Raw genomic sequence first — 23,053 nt, forward strand, 5'->3', positions numbered from 1 at the left:
GTCTTTAGATATTTTCTTGTAAATTTTCCCATTCCGACATAACCTGTTCTAACATTTGTTCGGTTTCAAGTTTCTGATTCGCTAATGATGAGGCTTTTTCAGGATTATTGAATACGTCAGGCTGAGTGAGTTGTTCATCAATGCGTGCTATTTCATTCTCAAATGCTTCAATTTTGGCTTCACAGTTCTCAATGAGACGTTCTAATTTTCTTTGCTCACGACGTTGTTGCTTTTGAGAATCATAGGTATTTACATTTTCATTAGCTTCATTTTGATTTGAAGTATCCTCTTTACTAAAATCATTGCGCTCATTTTTAAAAGCTTCAAGTGCCGCTGCTTCTTCTGTTTTCTCGATGTAATATTGATAATCTCCCAAATACATTTGGCCACCGTCATAATTTAAGTCGAATACTTTATTTGCCAATTGATTAATAAAGTAACGATCGTGTGATACAAAAAGAATGGTTCCTTCAAAATCTTTTAGCGCTTGTTCTAACATCTCTTTAGAATCTATATCAAGATGGTTTGTTGGTTCATCAAGAATTAATACATTATCTCTTTGAAGCATAAGTAGCGCTAATTGCAAACGAGCTTTTTCTCCACCAGATAAATCATTGATTACTTTCTTTACATCATCTTGCACGAATAAGAAACGTCCGAGTATAGCGCGAATATCTTTTTCATTCATTGTTGGATATTGATCCCAAACATAGTCGATAATTGTTTTATTAGATTTAAATTCAGCTTGCTTTTGATCGTAATAACCAATTTGAAGATTTGCACCAAAGGTAATTTCACCTTCTAATTGATTTTGACGTTGAGCGATGGTCTTGATTAGAGTAGTTTTACCTACGCCATTTGGGCCAATAATGGCAATATGATCCCCCTTACTTACTTCAATATTAATAGGAGATGTAATAGGCGAGTCATAACCAATTTTCAGATTACGTATATTCATAACGTCATTACCTGTATTACGATTAAAGCCAAATTGAATGTTAGCACTTCTTGCGTCCAACATAGGTTTGTCAATACGTTCCATTTTTTCTAGTGTTTTTCGACGACTTTTTGCCATTCCACTAGTTGAAGCACGTGTTATATTTTTCTCTACAAATGTTTCTAATCTTTTAATTTCATCTTGCTGACGTTCATATTCTTGCATTCTGCTTTCGTAATATTTATCACGTTGCTCAATAAATTGTTCATAATTTCCGACGTAACGTTTAACATCGCCAAGTGCAACATCATATATTTGAGTGACTATTTTATCTAGGAAATATCTATCGTGACTGATAATAACAATGGCACCTTTGAAATATTTTAAATAATCTTCTAACCACTTCGTCGTTTCTAAATCTAAATGGTTTGTAGGTTCGTCTAGTAGTAATAAATCTGGCTCATTCAATAGCATTTGGGCTAAGGATAATCGCGTTTTTTGACCACCACTGAAATCATTGATAGGTTTATCGAAATCATCTTCATTGAAATTTAAACCATGTAGAACAGTTTTGATTTTACTTTCATACTGATAACCATCAAGTTGTTCGAATTGATTAGTTAAAGATTCATAGCGTTCCATATGTTGTTGATATTCTTCGGAATAGTAGTTAGATGCATGATCAGCTAGCCAATTCGTTTCTTCTCTAATTAGAAGTTCCATTTTTTTTAAATGTTCAAACGGTTTTGACATTTCTTCGAAGACTGAAGCAGATGAATTAAGTGTCATTTGCTGTGTTAAATAACCCATACGTAAATTTTTGATTTTTGATATATGACCGCTATCATAGTCTTCAACACCGGCAATGATTTTCATTAAAGTCGATTTACCAGCACCGTTTCTGCCTACGACACCAATTCGTTCGCCTGTTTTTACTTCGAAATTCACACGCGTGAAAATATCTTCGCCATCAAATGATTTCGAAATATCGTTTAATTGCAAGAGTATCATTCAGGTTTCACCTTTCTATTTATAAGTTTATTACTCGAAATTAGATTGTATATTACTCTATATTTTACCGTATTACTTAGTTTCTTGAAACTAAGTTATTTATTTTTAAAATATGTTAGGGTATAATATTCCAGTATTCATAATAGGACATAACGACATTTTTAAATTTAAAACGTATAGCACTCAAAATAGTTTGGATACATAGATTATAAAATTCAAACATAAAGGGGGGCATTTTAAATGGCTCATAATAAATCTAAAATTCCACGGGCAACTTTGAAGCGATTACCTTTATATTACAGATTCGTTAACACACTCAAGTCAAAAGGCATTGATAGGGTTAATTCTAAGGCTATTAGTGAGGCACTCAATATTGAATCAGCAACCATCCGAAGAGATTTCTCTTATTTTGGAGAATTAGGCAAAAAAGGCTACGGTTACAATATAGATAGTCTATTAGAATTCTTTAAAACAGCATTAAGTGATAGTGATAATATACACATAGCTTTAGTAGGTGTTGGTAATTTAGGTCGAGCACTTTTGACATATAACTTTTCAATTCATGATGAAATGACAATAACTGAGGCTTTTGATATAGATGAACAGATTGTCGGAACAGAGATTGGTGATGTATCTGTGCATCATATGAACGATTTGAAGAAAGTACTCAATGCTCAAAATATCAATGTTGTAATATTAACTACACCAGAGGAAGCAGCACAACGCGTTGCAAATCAGTTGGTTGAAGCTGATATTCAGGGTATACTAAATTTCACACCAGCTAGAATAGAAGTACCTAATACCGTACAAGTGCATCATATTGACTTGGGCATAGAATTGCAATCATTGCTATTCTTTATGAAAAACTATTCTAATTAATTTTTATATTTATATTCTTGCATCCTTCTTTATAAGAGGGGTGTTTTTAATTTGCGTTTAACATTCATTAATTTCATTTAGTTTTTAAAACATCATATTATTAAAATCAAAAGCGTTTAATTTTAAGATGTTGCAAAATTTAGTACAATTGATTATAACACCTTAGTAAAACAATCGGGAAAGGATGAATTGATAGTGATATGGATGATCATTAGTGGTCTTATAGTAGGTATATTATTAGGGTTTGTGATGCAACGTACACGCTTCTGTTTAGCTGGTGGCTTCAGAGATATGTACGTTCAAAAAAATAATAAAATGTTTTATGCCTTATTAGTTGCTATTACTGTCCAAAGTATTGGACTACTTATTTTAACTGGATTAAATGTTATATCTATCCCAGATAGTACATTTCCAATTATAGGTACAATTATTGGTGCTTTTATATTTGGAATCGGTATTGTATTAGCAGGAGGATGTGCTACAGGTACATGGTATCGAGCTGGTGAAGGTTTGATTGGCAGTTGGGTAGCGCTCGTACTATATGCTGTAACTGCTGCTATTACTAAAACTGGTATATTACTTCCAGTAATGTCATGGATTAATAAACCTACAAACATTAATGCAAATATGTCTCAGACTACCGGTATTCCTATGTGGGTGTTTACGTTAGTATTAACAATTATAACTATCATTTTTGTAACTAAAACATTACGTAAACCAAAACCCAAATTTGCAGTTCCAAAGCTTAAACAAAAATATAGTGGCTTGAGACACTATTTATTTGAAAAACGATACCATCCATTTGTAGCTGGTATTGCAGTAGGATTAATTGCTTTGATAGCTTGGCCAATGAGTATTTCTACTGGAAGAGATTACGGCTTAGGCATTACCACACCTTCAGCAAATTTAATTACTTTTTTAATAACAGGTGATACTAAGCTAATTGATTGGGGAGTTTTATTAATTTTAGGTATATTCTTAGGTTCTTATATTGCTGCTAAAGGATCACGTGAATTTAAATGGCGATTACCTGATAAAAAGACCATTCGCAATAGTGCTATTGGTGGTATTTGTATGGGATTTGGTGCTTCAGTAGCTGGAGGATGTTCAATTGGAAATGGTTTAGTAGAAACTGCTATCATGTCTTGGAAAGGATGGATAGCACTTGGTTCTATGATTTTAGGTGTATGGTTTATGAGTTACTTTATATTTATAAGACCAATGAAAAAATTAGAAAAACAAACATCTAAGTCTCAAGCAACAACAGCGACAAAACAAGTACAAACAACTTAATTAATTTGGAGGTAATACAATGTTATATGAATTAGGTACTGTAGGTATGGTTTGTCCATTCCCATTGATAGAAGCGCAAAAGAAAATGCAAACACTAGATAATGGTGATGAACTTAAAATTGATTTTGATTGCACACAAGCAACAGAAGCTATTCCTAATTGGGCAGCTGAGCAAGGTTATCCAGTTACGAATTATGAACAATTAGACGATGCTTCATGGACAATTACAATTCAGAAAGCTTAAAACAAAATAGGCATGCAAAATGTCTTTGTTATATTATGTAACATATTGTGTCATTTTATCTTACACATTTTTGCTATTTCAATTTAGTATCATTATGATATTTTTAAAGGAAGTGGTAATTATGAAGATGGATGACACAATTTTTTTATTTCTTTGCACTTTACTTGTATGGATTATGACACCAGGTCTTAGCTTGTTTTACGGTGGTCTAGTTCAATCAAAGAATGTTTTGAATACAGTAATGCAAAGTATGGCAGCAATGGTTATCGTGACTTTCACATGGGTTGTATTAGGATTTTCATTAAGTTTTGGAACGGGAAATGCTTTGATAGGAAATTTCGATTTAATTGGACTACAGCATGTCGGATTTGCAGTTAATGATCAATTAAGTCCACATATTCCATTTGCATTATTTATGCTATTCCAAATGATGTTTTGTACAATTGCAGTTTCAATACTTTCAGGTTCAATCGCTGAACGTATGAAATTCTTTCCATTTATTATCTTTATCTTTTTATGGGTGATTTTAATATATAGTCCAGTTGCACATTGGGTGTGGGGCGGAGGTTGGATTCAACAACTTGGTGCCCTTGATTATGCAGGTGGTACAGTTGTACATATCACATCTGGACTCTCAGGACTTATTTTAGCTATCATGATAGGTAATGGTAAAAAAATTGAAAAAATACAGCCACATAATCTTTTAATCACTTTAATTGGCGGTATTTTAGTATGGATAGGTTGGTATGGCTTTAACACAGGTAGTGCTTATACTTTAAATGATGTCGCATTAACATCATTTGTAAATACGATTATTGCTGCAAGTGGTGGTGCTTTTAGCTGGTTAGTAGTTGAGTACTGTATTACTAAGAAATTAAGTTTACTTGGGTTGTTATCAGGCGTGTTAGCAGGGTTAGTCGCTATTACACCGGCAGCAGGCTACGTTAGTTATTTCAGTGCTTTTATTATTTCATTTGCAGGTGGAATCGTTTGTTATCTTGTTATTAATGTAATCAAAGTGAAGTATAAATATAACGATACACTTGATGCATTTGGTATCCATGGCGCTGGAGGCATTGTTGGTGCTATTCTTACCGGTGTTTTTCAATCACAACATGTTAATAATGATGTATCAAATGGTTTAATTTATACAGGAGATGTACACTCTGTCTTAATTCAAATACTAGCTGTAATCGTGGTATTGTGTTATACCATTGTTTTAACATGGATTATAGGAAAAATTTTACAGAAAATAATGCCTATCGCTACTACGGAAGAAGAAGATAAAGCAGGTTTAGATCAACTTGTTCATGGTGAGAAAGCCTATTTTTATGGAGAACTAAACAAATTAAATAAGAGATATTGATAATATTATTAGTCTAATACATATTAAAAAGTTACTTTGAGAGATTATTTCTGTGATAAAATAATTCTTAAATGAAAACTAATTTAGGTGATTAATCTAATGAAAAATATATCAGATATCGCAAATTTAGCGGGAGTATCTAAAAGCACGGTCTCCCGCTTTTTAAATGGTGGCTCAGTAAGCCCCCAAACTAAAGAAAAATTAAGTCGAATTATTGAAGAACATGATTATCAGCCAAATCAGTTTGCTCAAAGTTTAAGAGCTAAGCATACGAATCTAATTGGTGCTATCATTCCAAGGATGAATTCACATGCGGTTGATGAAACTGTGAAAGGAATTGTATCTGTATGCCATCAACATCAATATCAATTATTACTTAACTATACTGGTTTAGATATACGTGCTGAAATAGAGGCCTTGGAGACATTTTCAAGAAGTAAAGTGGATGGCATCATATTAATGGCTACTACTTTGACTGATGAACACTTGGAAGTAATTGAAAAATTAAATGTACCGGTAATTCTAGTTGGACAATCCTATCCCAATTTACATAGTATAATTCATGATGATTATCAAGCAGGTTTTATAGTAGGGGAACAGATAGGGAGTAAAAAGCATAAAAACGTTGTATTCTTTGGTGTAAGTGAGGAGGACGTTGCTGTAGGCGTCAAACGTAAACAAGGTATTATTGATGGTTTAAAAAAATACGATGTTTATCCTGAAATTTATTTAACTTCTTTTAAATATGAAGAGGCAAAAAATGATGTTTCTGAGAAGTTAAAAAATGCTAGTGGTATCGATGCGTTAATTGGAGCAACAGATCCTATTGCATTAGCAATTCATAAATTTTATTCTCAACAAAACAATGCTACTGGAAATTATCAAATTTTTGGATTTGGGGGAGACCCAATGACACAACTTGTTACACCCGCTATTACGACAGTTAAATTCAATTATTTTAAAGCTGGCACGTATGCTATGAACCAATTGAATGAATTAATTTTTTCTAAAAATGCAGTATCTAAAACTGTCATTCCTGTTGAAATAGAGAATTTTTAAAAATATTTAAAACTATGGAACCGATACCATAATCAATGATAAAATTATATTAAATTTAGATTTAAATTATTTTGGAGGAATAATATGGCTGAATGGTCAAGAGAAGAACGTTATCGTTGTATTGAAGACGTTGATAAAAAGTACTTAGAAATTCTCAAGCAACAAGTTAAAGCGTCAAGATTTCGTCAAACATTTCATATTCAACCTGAAACTGGTTTGCTAAATGATCCTAATGGATTAATTTATCATAATGGCAAATATTATATTTCACATCAATGGTTCCCATTAGGAGCAGTGCATGGATTGAAATATTGGTTTAATTATACTAGTGATGATTTAGTGACGTTTGAACCACAAGATACCTTAATTAAACCCGATACATATTATGATAGCCATGGTGTTTACAGTGGTAGTGCTTTTGAGCATAATGGAGATTTATATTACATGTATACAGGCAATCATCGTGATGAACAATGGAATCGATATGCTAGTCAGATGATCGCTAAAGTTCAAAATAACGGAGCGATTACTAAATTTGATGCACCCGTAATTCCTTCACAACCTGAAGGGTACACAAGTCATTTTAGAGATCCTAAAGTATTTGAATTAAATAATGAATATTATGCGATTATAGGTGCTCAAACAAACGAGGAACTTGGTTGTTGCCTAATTTATAAAACGAATGATAAGCAACTAAATCAATGGTCATATTGTGGAGAAATTGATACTAAATTAAAAAACTTTGGTTATATGTGGGAATGTCCCGATTATTTTAAATTAGATTCTAAGGATATCTTACTTTTCAGCCCTCAAGGAATAAAACCACAAGGGGATCAGTTTAGAAATATATATCAATCAGGCTATTTAATTGGGGATTTAAATTTTGATTCATTATCCTTTGATCATAGTGAATTTGTAGAACTGGATAATGGTTTTGATTTTTACGCACCCCAAACTTTTTTAGATGAAAATGGCAATCGAGTTTTAATAGGTTGGATGGGCTTACCAGAAATAAATTATCCTACTGATGAAGAAGGATGGGCACATTGTTTAACGATACCTAGAGTACTATCAATAGAGAATGATCAATTACGACAACGCCCGTTTAAAGGTCTTGAACGATTACGTAAAAATAAAGAAACGGCATTAGGTTATGCAAATAAATTTAACCGAAAATTACATCCATATGAAGGCAAACAATATGAACTAATTATTGACGTTATTGAAAATGATGCTTCAAAAATTTATTTTGAATTACGTACCTCAAAGCAAAATAACACCAAAATTATATATAATACAGGGGATCAAAAAATTACATTAGATCGCTCAGAAAGTGGATTATTGCCTGAAAATGTTCAAGATTTAACGAGAAGTACCGTATTGGATTCTCCTCTTACACGTTTGCAAATATTTGTTGATACATCTAGTATTGAAATATTCTGTAATGATGGGGAACGTGTTTTAACATCAAGAATATTTCCAAATGAAAATGCTACAGGTATAGAAACTTCAACAGAGACTGGACAAGTATATTTAAAATTCACTAAATATGAACTTAAGGATGAGTAAAAAATGAGAAAGTTATATGGGATAGGTGAAGCATTAATAGATTTTATTCCAAATGTTAAGAACTCTGAACTTAAAGATGTTGAACAGTTTAGTAGGCAGGTTGGAGGTGCACCAGCTAATGTTGTGAGTGTAGCTCGTAAAATGGGTGCCTCCACTGAAATGGTCACTCAATTAGGTAATGATGCATTTGGAGACATTATCGTAGAAACTTTAAAAAATATTGGTGTAGGTACTCAATTTATAAAGCGAACAGATGAAGCTAATACTGCACTAGCATTTGTGAGTTTAAAAGAAGATGGGCAAAGAGATTTTTCATTTTATCGTAAACCCTCAGCTGATATGCTTTATAAAGCTGAATATCTAAATGAAATTACAATCAATCCAAACGATGTATTACATTTCTGTTCTGTTGATTTAGTTGAAAGTAATATGAAAGAAGCTCACAAAGCTATGGTAAATAAATTTAAGTCAGCAAATGCAACCATTGTTTTTGATCCTAATGTTCGTTTACCTCTTTGGCAAAATGCTGAAGCATGTAAAGAAGCAATACATGAATTTTTACCGAAAGCTAATGTGATTAAAATTTCAGATGAAGAGCTAGAATTTATAACTGGTGAAGCGGATGAAGATAAAGCTATTCAATCATTATTTGAGGGTTCTGTAGAAGCAGTTATATATACTCAAGGTGCTGCAGGTGCAAGTATCGTTTTAAAAGATGGGACTAAGATACATCATAAAGGATTTAAAGTAAAAGCAATTGATACAACTGGCGCAGGGGATGCCTTTATAGGAGCTGCAATAAGTAGAATGCTATTGAGTGACGAATTAAATATTACTAAGTTGCTTAAAGAAGAAGGACAGGACATTCTCAGATTTAGCAACATGGTTGCCGCACAGGTTACAACTAAATATGGTGCAATAGAGAGTATTCCTACAATTGAAGATGTTACAACTGAATTAAATAAATGATAAAAATTGCCAGCAAATGATTTTAGTAATTCATTTACTGGCTTTTTTATGCCTGATATTCTCAATTATTTTTGCTTCTCTGATGAAGTTATAATTAAATAGTTTGATAGACATAACTATATTTTTTTTACATTACGAACGGAAGCAAAACAGTGCTCACCGTTTTTAAAATTGACAATACGTTCTTTTGAATCTATGGATTCAATATTATGTCTATTAACAACGAAGCTGTTGTGACATCTAAAGAACCGCTCATCAAGTTGTGCAAGTTCTTTTAAATTGCCATAGAACTCAATTTGACGATTATCTAAATGTGCGATTAACCGATGTGATTTTGTAGATGATTCGAAAAACATTACGTCATCATATTGAACATAAATTGAATTACTTCCTCGTTTCAATTCAATCGTCTCAACAGTACTTTCTTTAGATAATAATTTTAAGCGGGTATGTGCAGTTTCTAAGCAATCAATAATTCTGGACTGTAATTGGCTTGGATCATCTTTAAAGATAAAATCCATCGCTGACACTTTGTAAACAAAGGTTAGGTACGTTAACTCACTATGACTTGTAACGAATATGATATTCCCAATTGGGTCATACTTACGAATTTCACTACCTAATTTAATACCGTTGATATCAGCCTCTAATTGAATATCTAGAAAGTAACATCCGACATCATTCATCTCTTTAGATTTTTCAATGACTTCATAAGGATCGTCTGTTGCAAGCGCAATCTCCATAGGTTTTTCTTCAATCATAATGTAATTATTAATAATTGAAACCATATTTTCGCGTTGTTTTACATCATCTTCACAAATGAATATTTTCATGATTACACATCCTTATGACTATTTGTTAATGATTTCTACTTTTTGTATAAAGTAGCCATTTTCTATTGTAGTATCTAGTAATACATTTTCGGTAGAATCAGTAATCTCCTTTAAAGTACTTAATCCTAAACCTCTATTTTCACCTTTAGTTGAAAAGCGCTCTTGAAATAACTCATGAATACGTGGCATATCTTCTTTACATTTATTCATAACAATAAACATGACGGACGAGTCTGTATTAATAAAAGCGATACGTATTAACGCATCTTCAAGTGCTTCAGATGCTTCAATTGCATTATCAGTGATAATTCCAATAATACGACTAAGGTCAATCGTGTTCATTTCAATATGTTCTACTAACTCAGGAACTTCTATACTAATCGGAATATTTTTCTCTTGAGCTTGTAAAATTTTAGTGGTAACCAAGCCTTTAATCGCACGTACTTTTAAATTCTCAGTTCCATTAATTTTAATAGACTTCATTTGAAGGTTATCTTTCATAGGTACGATATTTTCATTAAAATATTGTCTTAATCCTGGCATATCATCTTCTCGAATATATTCAGACATTGTCGTTAAGATGTTCACATAATCATGTCTAAACTTACGCATTTCATTGTTAATTGATTCAATTTGTAACGTATATTCATAGTACGTTTCAATCTCTTCCATATTGCGTTTATAACGAAGTTCTTTAATCATGTAGTTAGATATGAAAATAATTAGAACAGTAAAGAAAAGAATAATTCCAATAAAAATTAAACCGTACATTTTTAAAGACGAAGTATCTAGCTTCGGTGTTTGAGAGTAAACGTATAATATTATAAAAGATAAAATCAAGACAAGCGAAATAATTGTAAGATACGTTTTGTTGATAGATAAATATGATTGTTTTAATTTATTTAATAAAAAGCGGAAAAAAACACCAAACAGAATTGAAAAGCTGCTAAATATTGTTATGTATACAATAAATATTAAAAATTTAGTGTTTAAGTAATTTTCAAAAAGCACAAATGTAATAACTGTTACAAAATTACTAAAAAACATTATGATAGCACAACTTAGTACAGTCAAAATAGAATAAAATTGAACTTTTGAATATAAAAAAATGGCACATCCTACTAATAAAATAATCAATGCAAAGCTATCAAAAAAATAATATAGAATAGAAGAAGGGATTATTATTCCTGCAATTAGTAAATAATCCCTTAATGAGTATTTTAAATTTAAAATTATATTTGAAACTATAAATAGTAGTATTCCTTGGAAAACTGCTAATGGCACATTTGATAAAAAATCCATACTTATACACACTTTCTACACTTTTTTATCATTATTTAGCGTTTGTTAGCTCCTCAGGTACTTCTGGTTCATCAAAATAAGTAGTACAAGGAGTGAATGAAGCTATTGTACCAATTGATTGTAAAAGAAATGTAAATAATTTAATGATTAAATCTACTAATACTGTCATAATTAATTATCCTCCCTAGGAAAAAAGATTGGTAATAATGTAATGCTCTCAAGTGTAATTCCTAATAAAATTAATTGCTTAAACGGTTCTGGTGCTAAAAATGAAATTATTAATAAAACCATTGTTATGATGATTGATAATAACTTCTTTTTCATTTTTAAGTGACTAGGAATTGGTTGTTTCTTAGTTGCTGAAGGAGCATAGTAAATAATTAAAACCGTCCCAATTGCAACTACAGAATACATAATACCCAGATTCACTTGAAAATATACTAGCAACCAGGGTAACGCTACAAATAAAGCTAAATTTTGAACATGACATAGCAATGATGATTTTGCATGTGCACCGTGTGCATAACGTCTAACTAAAAAATAACTAACATGTGTAAATAAAGTGTATAGAAATGTATGGAAGATAAGTGCAACACCATATGTCACAATTGTTTTTGCTAGATTGCTTACAACAACTTGTAATCCCAATCTTACTTTCAAAAATTGAATATGATCAAGATTATTTTTGCGTTGTAAATATAATGCGAATTGCTCAATCTTATTATCAATTGCTTTCAATGGTGTGCCACTCTCCTTATATCAATTATACAATTTAGTGCAATTGGTCTGGGTACTTATGCTTAACTGTTCAAAATAAATACTTAACTGTTATATTGAAATTACAAGTAATATTTTAACATATAAAATATTACAGTTATGTATAAAAAAATGCGATTTAAGAAATAATTAATTATTTATTAATAGGTTGTGTTTAAATAGACTCATATCACTTACAAGTGATAAAAACTTAATAATCTTAGTCTTTAAATTTAATAGTTATTGTTTGGTAATTGAGTTAAATAATTTTGTTTGTAGTTGCGAAATTATTGACACCTTTACCATATGTTGTAAGTGTTATTAATGGTTATGAAACCATTGCAATAGTAGTAATGTCCCATTGGTTATTATTACTAAAGTGACTTCTTGTTTATATGAAGTTTCTTAGTTTGTTTTCTTCGTGTAGTTAAAAGAGTTAATTAATAAGCCATCCCAACTTATTAATTAACAAAGTAAAGTTACTGAAGTTTAAACTCAGTGGAAAGTGTTTAACTTAGCTATTGTAAGATATAGAAGTTAAATATTTTCAGGATGTAAGCTATAGTAAAATTTTCATAATTAATAACATCCCCAAAAGATTGAAATAACTGTAAAAACATTCCCTTAATATGAAAGTCGCGAGTTCCTCCCAAGCTCGTGACTTTTTTTGTAAAAAAAACTGTATCCATAAAATTGGATACAGATTAGTAACTATTTATATAGATTTGGTTTTAAATTTTTGAATACAGGAATATTTTCACGTTGAACATCAACTTCATTTAAATCAATATTAAATGCGATTGTGTCCTCATCCTGGCCTAATTCAGCTAATATATCACCATTTGGATTGATAATCATTGAATGACCAGCGTAATCAGTATTACCGTCATTTCCAGTACCGTTACAAGCAATAACAAACATGTCATTTTCAATTGCACGTGCTTGAAGTAAGACTCTCCAGTGATTCAATCTAGGTGTTGGCCATTGAGCTACAAAAAAAGCTATCTGCGCACCATTACGCGCGGGATATCTTAATAACTCTGGAAATCTTAAATCATAACAAATAATTTGTGTAGCTTGAGTACCTGAAGATAGAGGAAATGGTTCTGGTACCGCTTTGCCATCTTCTAAATATGTCGGCTCATCTAGCATAGGGACTAAGTGAACTTTATCGTACTTATTTATTCTATGTCCGTTTTTAGAAACGGTAAATGCAGTATTATAAACTTTGCTATTTCTAATATTTGATACAGATCCAGCTACAATATCGACGTTATATTGTTTAGCTAAGGATTGAATAAAGGGAAAGCTTCTACTAAGTTCTCTATCTGCTTTCTCATTTAATTCATCTAATGCATATCCGTTATTCCACATTTCAGGAAGAACAACAACCTCTGTATCTTCCTCCAACTTATTTTCGAACCAATTTTTTATTTTATTTTCATTTTTTTCTACATTGCCGTATGATACATAAAATTGAAATAATTGTATTTTCATTTAAAAATCTCCTCATCCCATGATTATCTCTAATTTACTAAAATAGAATAAGAAAATCAAAATTTGAAAGTCATGATTAAAATGCTTTATTTTTGAAAATAAATATAAAAAGGACTCAATTTCAACATAGAAATGAATCCTATAGAAACTGAGTCTTGAATTGTTGATCTAATCGATATCAATTAATGTAGATTATTTTTTAACTATTAATCTATTGTTAGTTGGTTGTATTTCTTTTTCACCAGCTTTTTCACGGATGTCACCAAATGGCATTTGAGCAACAAGTTTCCATGAAGCAGGGATGTCAAATTCTTGTGTAGTGATTTGATCTACTAAAGGATTGTAATGTTGTAATGAAGCGCCAATTCCTTTTGAACTTAATGCAGTCCAAATTGCAAATTGATGCATTGCGTTTGTTTGAACTGACCAATTAGCAAAGTTATCAGCATAATTTGGCATTTGTTCTTGTAAACCTTTAATAACATCTTCGTCTTCGAAATAAAGAATTGTGCCATATGCATGTTTAAATCCGTCGATACGTTGTTCAGTTGGAGTGAAATCACGGTCAGGTCCCATAACATCTTTTAATACTGTTTTAGTATTGTCCCAGAATTTGTGATGTTGGTCATTTAATAACAATACGATTCTAGTAGATTGAGAATTAAAAGCTGAAGGTGTGTATTTAATAATATGTTCTATCATATCTTCTAGTTCTTTATCACTAATTGAAATTGTTGTTTCAGTGCTATAGATAGTACGTCTATCTTCGATTTCTTGTAAAAATGGTTTTGTTTTTGATTTGCTAAATAAGCCCATATTAAATCTCCTTTGTTTATATAAGTTATATCTCTAGTATAAATATTATACTTAAATATGTAAAATGTTTTTTAACAAAAAATGTCAAATATATTAATATTTTTTATCATTAACCTTATTTCAATGCATTATATGTAAATATTCTTTATACTGTAAGTGTTATAAAACAAGGAGGTGGAAGATTGATGAAAAAGAAAATAGCTCATACAGGTCTCATTTTAGCTATAGGCACATCTATGCTAGGGCATGAGAGCATCGTAAAAGCTGCAGAAAGTAATCAACAAGCTACGAATGAAGTTGATAGTAGTAATGTTAGTTCTGATACTGATACCCAAGAACGTCAAAATAGTAGTAATGACATCAATGAAAATCATCAATCTGATACCCAAGATTCAACTGAATTAGGAAAAAATAATAATAATCAAAATAGCGATGAAAGCAATTCATCATCAAATAACGAGAATGATGCTAATGAAAATAGTGATAATACTGTGGATCAAAGTGACTCATCTGATAATAGTAACTCAGGCAGTAATACTGATTTAAATAATGGTGATGACACAAATAATTCTGGAGACAACGATACAAGCAATCCGGATAACGGAGAACAACCAGGAGATAATGATTCATCAAGTAATCCTGATGATGGAGAACAACCAGGAGACAATGATTCAGGCAACCCAGATGACGGAGAGCAACCAGGAGATAATGATTCAGGAAAACCGGATGACGGAGAACAACCAGGAGACAATGATTCATCAAGCAATCCAGATGGCGGAGAACAACCTGGAGATAATGATTCAGGCAAACCCGACAATGGAAACAATCCAGGGAATAATGACTCAGGCGAGCAAGATGATGGAGGAAATAAACTAGGAGACAGTGGTAATCATCAACAACCACCTAAACATGATGGGAATTCTCGTTCGAATCAAGGTGATCATCATTCAAATTCTGGATCAAATGGATCAAATAATGGTTCGCAAAATAATTCCAATAGCAATTCAAATAATAATAGTAATTATCCTGGCAATCATTCAGGACACTCAAGTACCAATGATACAGTAAAACCTAATAAACCCGTTTTTAATAATAATAATGGTTCAACAAACGGAAACCATTCAACTGGTTCTAATCACCACAACAACAGTGTATCTGATTCTATAATTCATCAAATTTACCCACATAAAAATAATGGCAACTCGACATCTCATTCTAACAGAAATCAAAATCAATCAATTATGAGTGGGTCTAATACTAATCAATGGCACTATGGCGATAACTTACAACAAAATCATCGACAAAGTCATATTGAAACTTATTCAAATAATGACAATATGCAAAGTGAAGTTCCGTTTTATAGCAAGTCAATGCTATTAAATAGACTAAATAGTTTAGCAACTGGTTCATATAAATACAATCCATATATTATAAATCAGGTAAACCGGTTGGGAAATAATAATGAGTATATCTCGAATCAAGATTTTTACAGGCTTTTCCGAAAACAATCATTTAATAATGAATACTTAGATTATTTACAAAAAGGCTCTAACTATTTCAGATTTGAATATTTTAACCCTTTAAATTCGAAAAAGTATTATAAAAATTTAGATGAGCAAGTATTGGCACTTATAACTGGAGAAATCGGATCTATGCCTGAATTGAAAAAGCCAAGTGATAGAGAAAAAAAAGAGGATGCAGATTTTCAGAGCCATGATGATGATAAAATTATAGATACCAATGAAAAAAGTAAAGAAGCGGAAAATAAAGCCAAATATAAAAACATAAATATTGCTTTAATTACATCTATAATTATGATTTTCGTAGGTGTTACAGGTAGGTTTATTTATAGGAAAATTAAAAACTAAAATAGAAAACGCATCTATTATTGTCATTTGAAATGATGAGATTAATAGATGCGTTCATTTATTAAAATAGAAAATGAATTATAAAATTACTTTGTTCTTGTAAATGTTTAACTGTGTCACCAAAGAAAAATTGGACTGCCACTACAAAACCATTTTGTAACATATGAATGATAATTGGAACCGCAATACGTCTAGTTAAAACATAGGCAAGAGAGAATAACATACCCATACCAAAATATATGAAGAAAAATTTAATATCGTTATGTGCTATCGCAAATAAAATTGAACTTACTATTGAAGCGATTAAGAACGCAACAATTCGATTTCCTTTAATTTTATTATAGATTTCACCAAATATAACTTTTCTAAATATGTATTCCTCTAGAATTGGGCCAACTATTGAGATTAATAATATGAAAACTGGAAGCTGTTTTGCAATTGCCATAATTCTTTCAGTATTTGGACTTTGTTGTGGTTGTCCAACTAACCACATAGTGATTAGACTAGCTACCATTTGATAAATCATCACGACAACAAATCCTAATAAAGCCCAAGGTAAAATGTAGCGTTTAGGTTCTTTATAACCTCGCTCCAGTGCTGTTGGATTTTTTATAATACTATTTAACCAAATTATTAATAATGCTGCTATTACAAATAAAATAACCTGAGTGTATACGCCAGCTTTTGCAAGTTCCATCCCTTTTAAATCTTTAAAGAAAGGTAATTGCTGTGCAAGTAAGGGTAAGAACTGTGCTAATGCATAAATAACAATGGTAAGAAATGCTACCCAAATTCTCTTCATTCTATTCCTCCAAAAATAATAATCAACATTAGTTAGTTTATCGTAAATTTGTATGTTATACAAAATATAGATAACCTTTTCGCTTGAAAAATTGACCAAATTTGATTAATATAAAATATAGATTAGCACTCATTATATTTAAGTGCTAAAAAGGAACCTGTTAAGGAGGAACGATCATGCTTAAACCATTAGGAAATCGTGTGATTATTGAACGCAAAGAACAAGAACAAACAACTAAAAGTGGTATTGTACTTACTGACAGTGCAAAAGAAAAGTCTAACGAAGGTATAGTAGTAGCTGTTGGAACTGGACGAGTTTTAGACAATGGTGAAAAGGTTGCTCCAGAGGTTAAAGAAGGAGATCGAGTTGTATTCCAGGAATACGCTGGCTCAGAAGTTAAACGTGGAGATGAAACATACTTAATTTTAAATGTTGAAGATTTACTTGCTATAATTGAAGACTAAAATTTATAAATAATAATTAATAAGTAATAATAAACTATTTTAAACAATGGAGGTATAATCAATGGCTAAAGACCTTAAGTTTTCTGAAGATGCAAGACAAGCTATGTTACGTGGTGTCGATAAATTAGCTAACGCCGTTAAAGTTACAATCGGACCTAAAGGACGTAACGTTGTATTAGATAAAGAATATGTAGCACCATTAATTACAAATGATGGTGTCACAATTGCTAAAGAGATTGAATTAGAAGATCCCTATGAAAATATGGGAGCTAAATTAGTTCAAGAAGTTGCTAATAAAACAAACGAAATTGCTGGTGATGGTACAACAACTGCAACTGTATTAGCACAAGCAATGATTCAAGAAGGATTGAAGAACGTAACAAGTGGTGCTAACCCAGTAGGATTACGTGAGGGTATTGATAAAGCAGTAAGAGTAGCTGTACAAGCTCTACACGATATTTCTCAAAAAGTTGAAAATAAAAATGAAATCGCACAAGTAGGTGCAATTTCTGCAGCAGATGAAGAAATTGGTAAATACATTTCTGAAGCAATGGATAAAGTTGGTAATGATGGTGTTATTACCATTGAAGAATCAAATGGACTAGATACAGAATTAGAAGTTGTTGAAGGTATGCAATTTGATAGAGGGTATCAATCACCATACATGGTTACAGATTCAGATAAAATGATTGCTGAGTTAGAAAGACCATATATTTTAGTAACAGATAAAAAAATCTCTTCATTCCAAGATATCTTACCTTTATTAGAACAAGTTGTTCAATCTAGTCGTCCAATCTTAATTGTAGCAGACGAAGTTGAAGGAGACGCTTTAACAAATATCGTATTAAACCGTATGCGTGGAACATTTACTGCAGTTGCAGTAAAAGCACCTGGATTCGGTGATAGACGTAAAGCAATGTTAGAAGACTTAGCTATTTTAACTGGAGCTACAGTTATTACAGATGATTTAGGTTTAGAATTAAAAGATGCTTCAATTGATATGTTAGGTAGTGCTAATAAAGTTGAAGTAACAAAAGATAATACTACAGTTGTCGATGGTGATGGAGATGACAATAGTATTGATGCACGTGTGAGTCAAATTAAAGCTCAAATTGAAGAAACTGATTCTGATTTTGACAGAGAGAAATTACAAGAACGTTTAGCTAAATTAGCTGGTGGCGTTGCAGTCATTAAAGTAGGTGCTGCATCTGAAACTGAATTGAAAGAACGTAAATTACGTATTGAAGATGCCTTAAACTCTACACGTGCTGCAGTTGAAGAAGGTATAGTTGCTGGCGGTGGTACTGCATTAGTAAATATTTATAATAAAGTAGATGAAATCGAAGCTGAAGGTGACGTTGCAACAGGTGTTAACATCGTACTAAAAGCTTTATCTGCTCCTGTACGTCAAATCGCTGAAAATGCTGGGCTAGAAGGTTCAGTTATTGTTGAAAGATTAAAACATGCAGATGCAGGTGTTGGATTTAACGCTGCGACAAATGAATGGGTAAACATGCTTGAAGAAGGTATTGTAGACCCAACTAAAGTTACACGTTCAGCTTTACAACATGCGGCAAGTGTTGCTGCGATGTTCTTAACTACAGAAGCAGTAGTTGCAACTATCCCTGAACCAGATAATAATGATAATCCAGGTATGGGTGGCATGCCAGGCATGATGTGAAAAGACCAATAAACACCGTTATATCAACGTTTGAATTGTTTAATGGTCATAATTTGGTCGTAGAAATTTTAAAATAATCCTTTTGAGACGTTTTCCATGAGTTTACTAAACTTTTGGGAAGCGTCTTTTTTGTATGAGTTGGTAATCTTTGCGTATATGTTCATTGTGGTATTTATATCTTTGTGGCGTAAGCGTTCTTGTATTTCTTTGATGTGTACGCCAGCCTCAATAAGTAGGGCGTAATGTGTGTATCTGAACGAGTGGGTACTTATTTGCTTGTTCGTTATGTCAGTCTTTTTAAGTATAGCTTTTATCCATAATTGCAGTTTTTTAATTACAAGTGGATAACCATTCACATCAGTAAACACAAAATTATTATCTACATAAAGCTCATTTTTCCATGTGTCCTGGACGTTTACCTTATAATCTTTGAGTAATTGAATCACGTGGGGATCGACTGTGATTTTACCGATTGAGCTTTCAGTTTTCCGTGTAAGTATCTGATAATGCTTTTTATTATTATTCGGATTGTAATAAGTCTTAGTAATGCTAATCGTGTTGTTCTCAAAGTCTATATCAGACCATTTTAACGCTAATAATTCGCCTGCTCTCATGCCTGTATATGCCAATGTGGTAAATACTTCAAAGCTATTTTGTGGTGAATGGTGATACTTAGCAACCTTCAGGAATTGAAATAACTCATCTTTTTCAAGAAACTTTTTGTGTATCTCAATATCTTCTAATTCTTCCACGCTTACTTTCTTTTTAGGTCGTTTAATACCCTCACTAGGCATAGCTTTTATTAATCTCGTATCATACGCATACTTAAATATCATATTTGTAGAAGCCACAATACTATCAACATAATTCTTGCTATACTGTGCGCTTATATCGTCTACAAAGCGTTGATAATCATGTTTCTTGATAGTTTGTATTGGTTTAGTATTAAAACGCTCTATGGCGTGTTGTATGGCTTTCTCACGTGCTCTCACACTACTTACTTTTACATCATTAGCATACTGTTTAAGCCAATCATCAGCTACTTGTTTAAACGTGCTAGAAGAAGGGGCAATATAGTCACCATTTCTTAATTGACGCCCTATCATCTCAGCTTGATGTTTAGCGTCTGATTTACGTTTAAAGCCAGTCTTAGAGATGTATTCATATTTGCCAGTTTCTGCATTTTTACCAAGTGAAATACGATAACGCCAATTGTTTTTAGATATCTGATCGTAACTTGCCATAGGAACACCTACTTAATATATCGCTTAATAGTTTCTATCTCATCAAGTATCTTATTGTACTTGTCTTCACTTATAGTTTCACTATTATATAAAGCGTTTAATTGCGACTTTAAAATATCATATTTTGTATTTAGATAGTTATATATCAATAGTTTAATTCGTTGACTATCTTCAGCATCTAGAGGGACACGACCATAATAGGTTGTGTTTTTTTCATCTTCAAGATGATATTTCAAATCATTAACTGAAAAATCATAATAGTTACCATTATGCGTATGTGATTCAGTTAGGACATAATATTTAAGCGAATTTGAAACGAGTTTCTTCTTATCTTGATACTATATAGAAATAATGCAAAGTTGAAAAATAATGTAAGTATGACGTGAAAAATTTTTACTTATAAAAAGTAAGCGTTTGCTATTTGCATTTGGAGCCATTTATAAGATAATTTATATAGCTACTAAAATTTACTATTCAAAATGAGTATCCTTTAATAAATTGACTGTATCCTTTGGGTGCAGTTTTTTTAATTTATAACTTGTCAAAACTTTATATTTCATAAAGTTACAAACGGACTTAAAAGTACTCTTGTAAGCAGTACCTTAAAATAGGGAAGTAGTTTGATAAAAACAAAAAGAATACCCCACAGATATGTAAATGAAACTTTCCTCATATGTCGCAACTTGCGACGTTAGGTAAATGAATATAGCAACCGCTTCGATATTCACAAAAAAAGATGTAGCTCTGAACTGGGACTACATTTATTAACGAACAACTCATATTATTTACGTTATTAAATATTTAGGTTAAAAGTAAAGAACGATATAACATAGTAGGAAGAACTCATAAATAAGGTTCTAAAACTCATCAAATTTATATGAAATAGTACTAAATAAATGAAAAGGAGTTAACAAAATAACATAATGGTTATATCAAAATTAAAACATCTTTTATTTGACAATACATATTTACAACAATTATTTAAATAAAAGTTTAAAAAATATGATTAAAGTGAGTAAGAAAATGATAGAAATTGCTAAATAAGGTTTAGTTATATTTATTATTTTTATTATACTTGATATAATATTTAAAAGATTTATATTAAAGTGGTGAAAATTATGGTTAGTAGGAATCTTGAAGTTTATTGTGATGAAAGCAGTTTAGAAAATTTATTTAAAGATAATAAAAGTGGATATATAGTAATTGGTGGTATATGGTTAGATAAAAAAGATCATAAGATAGTAAAAAAAGAAATTGACCATTTAAAGCGAAAACATTCAATAGGTGGAGAATTTAAATGGAATAAAGTTTCATATTCCAGAAAGCAATTCTATTTTGAAATCTTAGACTACTTTTTTGGCAATAGGAAGATTAGATTTAGATGTATTGTAGTAAATACAAAAAAAGTTAACACAGAGAAATATCATAATTCTGATAATGAATTAGGTTTTTATAAATTTTATTTCAATTTACTGGATAAATGGTGTATGAGTAATGACAATTATTATATTTACTTAGATTATAAAAGTAATAAAGATAATAATAGACTACCAAAGTTAAAAGAAATTTTGAATTATGTGTCTGAAGGAGAAATAATAGATGTTTTACCAATCCGTTCAGAAGAATCAGTTTTTATTCAATTAGCAGATTTGTTAAGTGGTGTTGTTAGCTTTCATTTTAATAATAATGATGTAAAAGATAATACGAAATATGAATTTAAAAAAAGATTAGAGGAACATATTGGTGAGAGTATTAAATCTAGTCCTTCGAGTGAAAAAAAGTTTAATGTATTTCAAATAAGGTTGAATGAAAATGTATAGCGAACTTACTTACTTAAAAAACGAAGAAAAATATCGAAATTTATTTGAAAGAGAATATTGTCAAAAAGAAATTATAACTTGTCATAATATTGTCGTTAAATTCTATGCTAGACATTTTGACCATGCTTTTTTTAGTAGAAGTAATAGAAGAAGTAATAAGAAAGATGTATTTGACTCAAATAGAGCACAAAGAATATTATGGATAAAACAAGTTTTACAAGATAATAATATACCAATTTATCAGGGACATAATAGTAAAACCAAAAAAAGCGATAAGAGTAGAAGAGTTTCTTTATTAACACCAGATGGATATGTCGTGGTGATACGTATGACTGGTGAAGATAAGGCAGAATTTTTAACAGCATTTGTAATAAATGATTCTGCTGTAATAGGTAAAATAAGAAGTAATCCTTTGATATATGATCCAACCTAATAAATATTTTACTTGTCATTAGTTGTCTGTAATGATAATATATATTTGAAATACGTCCTTTACTTATGGTTTGGGATACACAAAGGCTTTGTGTAATGAGCCCGATAATCAGTGCACAAAAGGCCCTTTAAGGGTCTTTTTTATTTAGAAAGTATCTTAAATTCTATATAAAACTAAAATTTAAAAAATTAATTTATTTTTAATCTAGTA

General features: G+C 31.1%; 21 protein-coding genes. 12 read left to right on the forward strand and 9 right to left on the reverse strand.

Features of this window, described 5'->3' with window-relative positions; all coding sequences use genetic code 11:
• Window positions 1-4: 4 nt before the first annotated feature.
• A complete protein-coding gene (abc-f, locus tag EQ029_RS04400; RefSeq protein WP_011275293.1) occupies window positions 5-1,948 on the reverse strand; it encodes a ribosomal protection-like ABC-F family protein in 1,944 nt (647 codons plus the stop codon).
• A gap of 240 nt (window positions 1,949-2,188) precedes the next feature.
• On the opposite strand from abc-f, the gene EQ029_RS04405 reads away from it, so the two are divergent.
• The 7 genes from EQ029_RS04405 to EQ029_RS04435 all read left to right on the forward strand — a co-directional run bounded on the left by EQ029_RS04405 (window position 2,189) and on the right by EQ029_RS04435 (window position 9,327).
• Window positions 2,189-2,827: a redox-sensing transcriptional repressor Rex gene (locus EQ029_RS04405; protein ID WP_011275294.1), complete on the forward strand. Its 639-nt coding sequence runs from the start codon at window positions 2,189-2,191 to the stop codon at window positions 2,825-2,827.
• Between the two features lie 195 nt (window positions 2,828-3,022).
• Window positions 3,023-4,120: a YeeE/YedE family protein gene (locus EQ029_RS04410; protein ID WP_011275295.1), complete on the forward strand. Its 1,098-nt coding sequence runs from the start codon at window positions 3,023-3,025 to the stop codon at window positions 4,118-4,120.
• A 19-nt stretch (window positions 4,121-4,139) separates the two neighbouring features.
• Complete coding sequence (locus tag EQ029_RS04415) at window positions 4,140-4,364, forward strand: sulfurtransferase TusA family protein (protein WP_011275296.1); 225 nt, start codon at window positions 4,140-4,142, stop codon at window positions 4,362-4,364.
• Window positions 4,365-4,485: 121 nt separating this feature from the next.
• Window positions 4,486-5,730 (forward strand): ammonium transporter, encoded by a 1,245-nt coding sequence (locus tag EQ029_RS04420; RefSeq protein ID WP_053024112.1) that lies wholly within the window; start codon window positions 4,486-4,488, stop codon window positions 5,728-5,730.
• A gap of 99 nt (window positions 5,731-5,829) precedes the next feature.
• Window positions 5,830-6,789, forward strand: coding sequence for a LacI family DNA-binding transcriptional regulator (locus EQ029_RS04425; RefSeq protein ID WP_016931061.1), 960 nt, complete (start codon window positions 5,830-5,832; stop codon window positions 6,787-6,789).
• 84 nt (window positions 6,790-6,873) lie between these two features.
• Window positions 6,874-8,358, forward strand: a complete 1,485-nt coding sequence (locus EQ029_RS04430; protein ID WP_057504816.1) for a glycoside hydrolase family 32 protein — start codon at window positions 6,874-6,876, stop codon at window positions 8,356-8,358.
• A gap of 3 nt (window positions 8,359-8,361) precedes the next feature.
• Window positions 8,362-9,327: a carbohydrate kinase family protein gene (locus EQ029_RS04435; protein WP_016931059.1), complete on the forward strand. Its 966-nt coding sequence runs from the start codon at window positions 8,362-8,364 to the stop codon at window positions 9,325-9,327.
• Between the two features lie 116 nt (window positions 9,328-9,443).
• On the opposite strand, the gene agrA is transcribed toward EQ029_RS04435, so the two are convergent.
• The 6 genes from agrA to EQ029_RS04465 form a co-directional block, all read right to left on the reverse strand.
• On the reverse strand, window positions 9,444-10,160 hold the full coding sequence (agrA, locus tag EQ029_RS04440) for a quorum-sensing response regulator AgrA (RefSeq protein WP_011275301.1): 717 nt from the start codon (window positions 10,158-10,160) through the stop codon (window positions 9,444-9,446).
• An 18-nt stretch (window positions 10,161-10,178) separates the two neighbouring features.
• Window positions 10,179-11,462 (reverse strand): quorum-sensing sensor histidine kinase AgrC, encoded by a 1,284-nt coding sequence (agrC, locus tag EQ029_RS04445; RefSeq protein ID WP_029376653.1) that lies wholly within the window; start codon window positions 11,460-11,462, stop codon window positions 10,179-10,181.
• Between the two features lie 31 nt (window positions 11,463-11,493).
• The gene (gene agrD / locus EQ029_RS04450; protein ID WP_011275303.1) at window positions 11,494-11,631 is read right to left on the reverse strand and encodes a cyclic lactone autoinducer peptide AgrD; all 138 of its coding nucleotides are present in this window, start codon (window positions 11,629-11,631) and stop codon (window positions 11,494-11,496) included.
• Between the two features lie 2 nt (window positions 11,632-11,633).
• The gene (locus EQ029_RS04455) at window positions 11,634-12,200 is read right to left on the reverse strand and encodes an accessory gene regulator AgrB (protein ID WP_011275304.1); all 567 of its coding nucleotides are present in this window, start codon (window positions 12,198-12,200) and stop codon (window positions 11,634-11,636) included.
• Window positions 12,201-12,929: 729 nt separating this feature from the next.
• Entirely contained in the window at window positions 12,930-13,715 is a 786-nt protein-coding gene (locus EQ029_RS04460) for a carbon-nitrogen family hydrolase (RefSeq protein WP_011275305.1), read from the reverse strand.
• A 192-nt stretch (window positions 13,716-13,907) separates the two neighbouring features.
• Window positions 13,908-14,531, reverse strand: coding sequence for a nitroreductase family protein (locus EQ029_RS04465; protein WP_011275306.1), 624 nt, complete (start codon window positions 14,529-14,531; stop codon window positions 13,908-13,910).
• A 185-nt stretch (window positions 14,532-14,716) separates the two neighbouring features.
• On the opposite strand from EQ029_RS04465, the gene EQ029_RS04470 reads away from it, so the two are divergent.
• Window positions 14,717-16,399: an SdrH family protein gene (locus tag EQ029_RS04470; RefSeq protein WP_057504815.1), complete on the forward strand. Its 1,683-nt coding sequence runs from the start codon at window positions 14,717-14,719 to the stop codon at window positions 16,397-16,399.
• Window positions 16,400-16,460: 61 nt separating this feature from the next.
• Here the strand turns inward: EQ029_RS04470 and mroQ are convergent, their stop codons facing one another.
• Window positions 16,461-17,201 carry an intramembrane glutamic endopeptidase MroQ gene (gene mroQ, locus EQ029_RS04475; RefSeq protein WP_016931054.1) on the reverse strand — a complete coding sequence of 247 codons (741 nt, stop codon included), beginning with the start codon at window positions 17,199-17,201 and terminating at the stop codon, window positions 16,461-16,463.
• A 176-nt stretch (window positions 17,202-17,377) separates the two neighbouring features.
• Here mroQ and groES point away from each other — a divergent pair, with 176 nt between their 5' ends.
• Together groES and groL are read left to right on the forward strand one after the other, a co-directional pair.
• The gene (groES, locus tag EQ029_RS04480; protein WP_016931053.1) at window positions 17,378-17,665 is read left to right on the forward strand and encodes a co-chaperone GroES; all 288 of its coding nucleotides are present in this window, start codon (window positions 17,378-17,380) and stop codon (window positions 17,663-17,665) included.
• Window positions 17,666-17,726: 61 nt separating this feature from the next.
• Complete coding sequence (gene groL / locus EQ029_RS04485; RefSeq protein WP_011275310.1) at window positions 17,727-19,346, forward strand: chaperonin GroEL; 1,620 nt, start codon at window positions 17,727-17,729, stop codon at window positions 19,344-19,346.
• 68 nt (window positions 19,347-19,414) lie between these two features.
• On the opposite strand, the gene EQ029_RS04490 is transcribed toward groL, so the two are convergent.
• Window positions 19,415-20,590 (reverse strand): tyrosine-type recombinase/integrase, encoded by a 1,176-nt coding sequence (locus EQ029_RS04490; protein WP_011275311.1) that lies wholly within the window; start codon window positions 20,588-20,590, stop codon window positions 19,415-19,417.
• Window positions 20,591-21,708: 1,118 nt separating this feature from the next.
• On the opposite strand from EQ029_RS04490, the gene EQ029_RS04495 reads away from it, so the two are divergent.
• A complete protein-coding gene (locus EQ029_RS04495) occupies window positions 21,709-22,410 on the forward strand; it encodes a DUF3800 domain-containing protein (protein WP_011275313.1) in 702 nt (233 codons plus the stop codon).
• Window positions 22,403-22,843 carry a hypothetical protein gene (locus EQ029_RS04500; protein ID WP_011275314.1) on the forward strand — a complete coding sequence of 147 codons (441 nt, stop codon included), beginning with the start codon at window positions 22,403-22,405 and terminating at the stop codon, window positions 22,841-22,843. Before EQ029_RS04495 ends, EQ029_RS04500 begins: the two co-directional genes overlap by 8 nt.
• Window positions 22,844-23,053: the final 210 nt, after the last annotated feature.

It is taken from the genome of Staphylococcus haemolyticus (assembly GCF_006094395.1).
Lineage (GTDB): Bacteria > Bacillota > Bacilli > Staphylococcales > Staphylococcaceae > Staphylococcus > Staphylococcus haemolyticus.

Coding starts and splice junctions, on each gene's coding strand:
- abc-f (WP_011275293.1), bottom strand. CDS start 1,948: ATGATACTCTTGCAATTAAACGATATTTCGAAATCATTTGATGGCGAA.
- EQ029_RS04405 (WP_011275294.1), top strand. CDS start 2,189: ATGGCTCATAATAAATCTAAAATTCCACGGGCAACTTTGAAGCGATTA.
- EQ029_RS04415 (WP_011275296.1), top strand. CDS start 4,140: ATGTTATATGAATTAGGTACTGTAGGTATGGTTTGTCCATTCCCATTG.
- EQ029_RS04420 (WP_053024112.1), top strand. CDS start 4,486: ATGAAGATGGATGACACAATTTTTTTATTTCTTTGCACTTTACTTGTA.
- EQ029_RS04425 (WP_016931061.1), top strand. CDS start 5,830: ATGAAAAATATATCAGATATCGCAAATTTAGCGGGAGTATCTAAAAGC.
- EQ029_RS04430 (WP_057504816.1), top strand. CDS start 6,874: ATGGCTGAATGGTCAAGAGAAGAACGTTATCGTTGTATTGAAGACGTT.
- EQ029_RS04435 (WP_016931059.1), top strand. CDS start 8,362: ATGAGAAAGTTATATGGGATAGGTGAAGCATTAATAGATTTTATTCCA.
- agrA (WP_011275301.1), bottom strand. CDS start 10,160: ATGAAAATATTCATTTGTGAAGATGATGTAAAACAACGCGAAAATATG.
- agrC (WP_029376653.1), bottom strand. CDS start 11,462: ATGGATTTTTTATCAAATGTGCCATTAGCAGTTTTCCAAGGAATACTA.
- agrD (WP_011275303.1), bottom strand. CDS start 11,631: ATGACAGTATTAGTAGATTTAATCATTAAATTATTTACATTTCTTTTA.
- EQ029_RS04460 (WP_011275305.1), bottom strand. CDS start 13,715: ATGAAAATACAATTATTTCAATTTTATGTATCATACGGCAATGTAGAA.
- EQ029_RS04465 (WP_011275306.1), bottom strand. CDS start 14,531: ATGGGCTTATTTAGCAAATCAAAAACAAAACCATTTTTACAAGAAATC.
- EQ029_RS04470 (WP_057504815.1), top strand. CDS start 14,717: ATGAAAAAGAAAATAGCTCATACAGGTCTCATTTTAGCTATAGGCACA.
- mroQ (WP_016931054.1), bottom strand. CDS start 17,201: ATGAAGAGAATTTGGGTAGCATTTCTTACCATTGTTATTTATGCATTA.
- groES (WP_016931053.1), top strand. CDS start 17,378: ATGCTTAAACCATTAGGAAATCGTGTGATTATTGAACGCAAAGAACAA.
- groL (WP_011275310.1), top strand. CDS start 17,727: ATGGCTAAAGACCTTAAGTTTTCTGAAGATGCAAGACAAGCTATGTTA.
- EQ029_RS04490 (WP_011275311.1), bottom strand. CDS start 20,590: ATGGCAAGTTACGATCAGATATCTAAAAACAATTGGCGTTATCGTATT.
- EQ029_RS04495 (WP_011275313.1), top strand. CDS start 21,709: ATGGTTAGTAGGAATCTTGAAGTTTATTGTGATGAAAGCAGTTTAGAA.
- EQ029_RS04500 (WP_011275314.1), top strand. CDS start 22,403: ATGTATAGCGAACTTACTTACTTAAAAAACGAAGAAAAATATCGAAAT.